The 4,395-nt window shown below is 77.3% G+C and carries 4 protein-coding genes and 1 riboswitch; of the genes, 1 reads left to right on the plus strand and 3 read right to left on the minus strand.

All coding sequences use genetic code 11. From position 1 onward, the window contains the following. From ACWEQL_RS41230 to ACWEQL_RS41240, 3 genes are all read right to left on the minus strand, one after another. Positions 1-1,186: ATP-binding protein (locus tag ACWEQL_RS41230; RefSeq protein ID WP_452156574.1), on the minus strand; the 1,186-nt coding region annotated here is incomplete at its 3' end. Then, positions 1,179-2,696: a cobyric acid synthase gene (locus ACWEQL_RS41235; RefSeq protein WP_452156576.1), complete on the minus strand. Its 1,518-nt coding sequence runs from the start codon at positions 2,694-2,696 to the stop codon at positions 1,179-1,181. The genes ACWEQL_RS41235 and ACWEQL_RS41230, both read right to left, overlap by 8 nt. Then, a complete protein-coding gene (locus tag ACWEQL_RS41240; protein ID WP_452156578.1) occupies positions 2,693-3,658 on the minus strand; it encodes a cobalamin biosynthesis protein in 966 nt (321 codons plus the stop codon). Before ACWEQL_RS41240 ends, ACWEQL_RS41235 begins: the two co-directional genes overlap by 4 nt. Before the next feature lie 99 nt (positions 3,659-3,757). After that, a riboswitch (cobalamin riboswitch) is annotated at positions 3,758-3,886 on the minus strand. Positions 3,887-4,173: 287 nt separating this feature from the next. On the opposite strand from ACWEQL_RS41240, the gene ACWEQL_RS41245 reads away from it, so the two are divergent. Continuing rightward, the coding region (locus tag ACWEQL_RS41245; RefSeq protein ID WP_452156580.1) for a helix-turn-helix domain-containing protein at positions 4,174-4,395 on the plus strand (222 nt) is incomplete at its 3' end.

A 4,395-nucleotide genomic window follows, 5' to 3' on the forward strand; every position in this document is an offset into this window, starting at 1 on the left:
CGGGCAGCCGCGCCGGCTCGGGCGCGCCGCCGCCGTCGGGACCGCCCCCGTCCGGGCCGCCGTCGTCCGGGCCGCCGCCGGGGCCGTCGTCCCCGGGGCCGTCACCCGGTCCGCCGTCCTCCGGGCCGTCCCCGGGCTCCGGCTCCCGCGGGGTGTCGTCCTCGTCCTCGGGCCCGGCGTGCTCGGCGAGGGTCCGCTCCAACTGCTCCTCGTCCAGCCCGGGCGCGTCGAAGGGGTTGCGCCGGCGGCGGTGCGGCAGCGCCAGGCGGGCGGCCTGCCGGACGTCCTCCTCCAGCACCTCGCTCCGCCCGGCCCAGGCGGCCAGCGCGACCGCCGTACGGGCCATCACGATGTCCGCGCGCAGCCCGTCCACCTCGAACGCCGCGCAGACGGCGGTGATCTGGCGCAGCGCCGCGTCGGGCAGCGTGACCTTCGCCAGCAGCTCCCGGGCCTCGGTGATCCGCGCGGCCAGGGCCCGCTCCTCCGCGGCGAAGCGGGCGGCGAAACCGGCCGGGTCGGCGTCGTACGCGAGCCGGCGGCGGACCACCTCGGCGCGCTCGGAAGGGTCCCGGGTGGCGGCGATCTCCACGGTCAGGCCGAAGCGGTCGAGCAGCTGCGGCCGCAGCTCGCCCTCCTCCGGGTTCATCGTGCCGACCAGCAGGAACCGCGCCGCGTGCCGCACCGAGACGCCCTCGCGCTCCACGTACGAGCGGCCCATCGCGGCGGCGTCCAGCAGCAGGTCCACCAGGTGGTCCTGGAGCAGGTTGACCTCGTCGATGTAGAGCACGCCGCGGTGCGCCTTCGCCAGCAGGCCCGGCTCGTACGCCTTGACACCCTCGGCGAGCGCGCGCTCCAGGTCCAGCGAGCCGACGATGCGGTCCTCGGCGACGCCGACCGGCAGCTCCACCAGGTGGGCCGGGCGGGACGAGGTGCCGGTGCCCCCGTGCGCGCCGTCCGGGCACTGCGGGTCCGGCTCGTGCGGGTCGCAGGCGAAGCGGCAGCCGTCGACGGTCGCGATGGACGGCAGCAGCCCGGCCAGCGCGCGCACCATGGTGGACTTGGCGGTGCCCTTCTCGCCGCGCACCAGGACGCCGCCCACGGCCGGGGAGACCGCGTTCAGCAGCAGCCCGAGCCGCAGGTCGGCCATGCCGACGATCGCGGTGAACGGGTAGCGGACGTCACTCATGATTCTCCAAGGGGGCCCCGGGCGGCAGGAACGGCAGCGTCCCGGCCGCCGGCACCCCGCCCTCGATCAGCTTCCACAGCGCGTCGGTGTCCGCGTGCTCCTCGATCAGGTCGCCGAGCCGGTCCAGCCGGGCCTCGCGCGCCTCGGCGAAGGACGTGTCCGGCGCCGGGACGAACGCCCGCCCGGCCGCCCGCGCGACCTCGCGCAGCAGCTCGCGGCGGAAGCCGTCGTTCTCCAGCGCGCCGTGCCAGGTCGTGCCCCAGACCGACCCCACCCGGCAGCCGTCCAGGAAGGGCTCGCCCGCCTCGACGGTCACCACGCCGTGGTGGATCTCGTAGCCCTCGACCCGCTGTCCGTACGCCTCGCCGACCGGGCGGCCGAGTACCTTCCCGGCGCCGAACCGGACCCGGGTGGGCAGCAGGCCGAGCCCGTCCACCGCCCCGGCCCCCGACTCGACCTCGTCGACGATCGCGCGGGACAGCATCTGGTACCCGCCGCAGACGCCGAGGACCGGCTGCCCGGCCGCCGCCCGCGCCCGCAGGGCCGGCTCCAGACCGCGTGCGCGCAGCCAGGCCAGGTCCGCCACGGTGGCCCGGGTGCCGGGCAGCACCACCAGGTCGGCGTCGGCCAGCTCCTCCGGGCGCGTCGCCCAGCGCACCAGCACGCCCGGCTCCTGGGCCAGCGCGTCCACGTCGGTGAAGTTGGACAACCGGGGGAAGCGCACCACGGCCACCCGCAGCACGTCCGCGCCGAGCGGGCCCCGGCCGTCCGAGCGGTCCACCACGGTGGACAGGTCCAGCGAGTCCTCGGCGTCCAGCCACAGGTTCGGCAGCATCGGCAGGGTGCCCAGCACCGGACGCCCGGTCAGCCGGTGCAGCATGTCGAGGCCGGGCGCCAGCAGCCGGGCGTCGCCGCGGAACTTGTTGACGAACCAGCCGGCCACGTGCCGCTGGTCCTCCTCCGACAGCAGCGCCAGCGTGCCGTACATCGCGGCGAACACCCCGCCGCGGTCGATGTCCCCGACCACCACGACCGGCAGCCCGGCGGCGGTGGCCAGGCCCATGTTGGCGATGTCCCGGTCGCGCAGGTTGATCTCGGCGGGTGAACCGGCGCCCTCGCAGACCACCACGTCGAAGCGGGAGCGGAGGTCCGCCAGGCACTCCAGGGCGCGCTCCAGCAGGACGGGCTTGCGCTCGCGGTAGTCCAGCGCGCCCACCTCGGCGACCGGACGGCCCAGCAGCACCACCTGGCTGCGCCCGTCCGCGCCCGGCTTGAGCAGCACCGGGTTCATCGCCGCCTCGGGCGCCACCCGGGCCGCCTGCGCCTGCATCGCCTGCGCCCGGCCGATCTCGGCGCCGTCGGCGGTGACGAAGGAGTTGAGCGACATGTTCTGCGCCTTGAACGGCGCCACGCCCACCCCCTGCCGTGCCAGCCACCGGCAGATGCCGGCGGTCACGACGCTCTTGCCGGCGTCCGAGGTCGTCCCGGCCACCAGCAGTGCCCCGCTCATGCGCCCCTCCTTCGTGCCACGAGTGCCCGCAGCAGCACGTGCCCGGCCACCGTCGTACCCAGTGCGAGCCGTCCCACCCGCCGGGAGAGCCGGCAGGCGCGCTCGATGTCGTCCACCGTCACCGGGCGCAGCTCCTCGCCCAGCACCGGCCGGTGCTCCACCCTCGATCCGTACGCGAGCGTGCCGCCCAGCCGGACGCCGACCGCGCCGGCGAAGGCGGACTCGGCCTGGCCGGCGTTGGGGCTGGGGTGCGCGGAGCCGTCGCGGCGCCAGACCCGCCAGGCGGTCCGGGGCTCGGGCGCGGCGGCCACGGTCAGCAGCGCGGTCAGCCGGGCGCCCGGCCAGCCCGCCACGTCGTCCAGCCGGGCGGAGGCCCAGCCGAAGCGCCGGTGGCGGGGCGAGCGGTGGCCGACCATCGCGTCCAGGGTGTTGACGGCGCGGAAGGCCAGCAGCCCGGGGGTGCCCGCCAGGGCGCCCCAGACCAGGGCGTTCACCACGGCGTCGGCGGTGTTCTCGGCGACCGACTCGACCACCGCGCGGGCCAGCTGGGCCTCGTCCAGGGCGCTCGGGTCGCGGCCGCACAGGTGCGGCAGCCGCTCCCGGGCCGCCGTCAGGTCGCCCTCCGCCAGCGAACGGCCGATGGTGCGGGCCTCCCGGGTCAGCGAGGTGCCGCCGAGCACGGTCCAGGTCGCGGCGGCCGCGAGGACCGCCCGTCCGGCCGGGTGCCGGCCGGCCACCCGCTCCACGGCCACCGCGCCGGCCGCGACGGTGCCCACGCAGAGCGCGGTGTAGGCGGCGCCGGCGGCCCGGTGGTCACGCCAGAGGACCTTCTCCAGCCGGCCCGCCGCGCGGCCGAAGCCGGCCACCGGGTGGCCGCGGCGCGGATCGGCCCAGCGGGCGTCGGCGAGGTACCCCGCGGCGGCGCCGAGCGCGAAGGCGGCGGCGCGGGTCAGCGGGCGCACGGCGGCGGGCAGCCGGGGGCTCGGAGGGGCGGGGCAGCCTGCATCGCGTCCGTGTCCTCACTCAGGGTCCGCGCCCTGGATCGACGTACCGGGGGCGAGAGTCTCCTGGCTCCCGGGTCGGACGCACCCCCGGGCCTTCCAGCGGTTCCTGACGGTCCGCCGTGGCATGTTCCGGTCGTGCTCCCCGGTGACAGTGGCGGGACCGCGCCGGACTCGCACCGGCTTCCTCTGCATGCCTCCGTATTGGCGCAAGGATCCCATCACGCGTCCGAACCGGGAGTCAACCGAGGTCGTGGAGGGTTCGGTCACACCCCGGCGCCCCGTCACCACCTCGCGGACCGTCACGGCGCCACCCCACGGACCGTCACCACGCGACCCCGTCGCCACCTCCGAGCGGGCCCGGACGGCGGGCCCCGGCCGCTGTGCGATCGACCAGCGACCCCGAGCGGCCCGCCGCCGCGCTTCGTGCGTTCGGCGGCTCCTCGCCCCGGCGGCGGGCCCCTACGGTCGGCTCCATGCGACGAAGACAGCCACCCCCGGTGCCCCCGGTGCCCTTCTCGCCCGCGGCGGCCCGGGAGCACCGGGCCGGCCTCGGCCTGACCCCCGAGCAGGTCGCCGAGGGCATGGCCGCGCACGGCGTCCGGCTGCTGCCCGCGCACGTGCTCGCCTGGGAGGCCGGGGAGCTGCGGCCCACCGAGGAGGAGTTCATCGCGCTGGCCCGCGCCCTGTGGTGCCCG

It is taken from the genome of Kitasatospora sp. NPDC004240, assembly GCF_053603215.1.